The following is a 1,482-nucleotide window of genomic DNA, read 5'->3' as shown; positions in this document are numbered from 1 at the left end:
TAAACATCCCCCCCCCGAAAAAATCGAGCACTCACCTACCCCGATGCCTGACAGCTTATTCAGCGCGATGGGGGACGTTGTCGCTCTGTCCGCTGAGGATATCAACGAAGGCCCGCTGACGGGGGAGGCTCATCTCTTTGCAGAGATTGAGCCCACCCAACGCATGGCGGACATGCTGGCCGACGGCAAGAAGGTCTATTCCAGCACTGAAATACATCCCAGCTTCCCCCTGACGAAAGGCCCGTATCTCATGGGGTTGGCGATGACCGACACCCCAGCAAGCCTGGGTACCGACAAGCTGAAATTCACCGCTGAAAAGCGCGCCGAGATCATGCGCTTTAGTTCGCAGGATGCTGAAGTCACCTTGTTTACCGCCTCTTTTGAGGCCGAACTGATGCAGGAAAATCAGAGCCGTAATGACTCCGGGAAAGAGTGGTTTTCCCGCGTGATGGGCATTCTCGGTAAGGGCCAGAAAACCGACGATCAGCGCTTCAGCCAGGTACATCAGGCCGTCGAGGCGGTGGCGCAGTCTCAGGTTGATCTTGGCGAGCAGTTCAGCACTGCCGAACAGGAGCGCCAGCAGGACAAAGCCGCTATCCAGAAACTGACCACCGACCTTGCCGCACTGCGTCAGCAGCTGGAAGGCACTGACGGCAATTTCAGCCAGCGCCCGGCGGCTGGCGGCGGCGCTAACGCGCAGCTTGCTGATTACTGATATCCATAACGAGAGATCCCGACATGAGAAATCCTACCCGTAAGCTGTTTGACAGCTACGTTGCCCGCCAGGCACAGCTGAACGGCGTCAGCGCTGCCGCCGTTGCGGCACAGTTCAGTGTTGACCCGACCGTGCAGCAGCGCCTTGAAGCCGCCGCGCAGCAGGATGATGCTTTCCTGAAGCTGATTAACGTCTTTGGCGTTGAAGAACAGATCGGCCAGAAAATCCTGATCGGCAGCAAAGGCCCGCTGGCGGGCGTCAACAACAGCACCACCAACCGCCGTAATCCCGGCGCTAACGACCAGATGGATCCGTACAACTATCTGTGCCGTAAAACCAACTACGACTACGCCGTGAGTTATGCACAGATGGATGCGTGGGCGCATCAACCAAACTTCCAGCCGCTGATTAGCTCGGCAATGGCCCGTCAGATGTCGCTCGACCGCATCATGATTGGCTTTAACGGTACCAGCTACGCCGACCCGTCAGACCGCGCAGCGAATCCGCTGTTGCAGGATTGCGGCGTCGGCTGGCTGCAAAAAATCCGCAACGAAGCGGCACACCGTCGCATTACCGGTGTGACAATCACCTCCCGCAACCAGAACAACGCCATTGTCGCCGAGGGCACCTACGGCAACGTAGCAGCGGCGGTCTATGACGCCAAAAACAGCCTCATGGACGAATGGCACAAGCGCAACCCTGACAACGTGGTGATCTTGTCCGGCGATCTGCTGACAACCAGCAATTTCCCGACCTTCAACGCCATG

General features: G+C 58.0%; 2 protein-coding genes. Both read left to right on the top strand.

From position 1 onward, the window contains the following. Window positions 1–715, top strand: a 715-nt coding sequence (locus ACI2JR_RS28235) for a GPO family capsid scaffolding protein (RefSeq protein ID WP_462480103.1), incomplete at its 5' end; no start/stop codon positions are given. 23 nt (window positions 716–738) lie between these two features. Beyond that, window positions 739–1,482, top strand: a 744-nt coding sequence (locus tag ACI2JR_RS28230; protein ID WP_462480102.1) for a P2 family phage major capsid protein, incomplete at its 3' end; no start/stop codon positions are given.

The organism is Klebsiella sp. NPDC088457 (assembly GCF_044900465.1).
In the GTDB taxonomy this organism is placed as follows: Bacteria; Pseudomonadota; Gammaproteobacteria; order Enterobacterales; family Enterobacteriaceae; genus Klebsiella.
The sequence above is the reverse complement of the archived record's forward strand: the minus strand, read 5'-3'. Positions and strand labels throughout refer to the sequence as shown.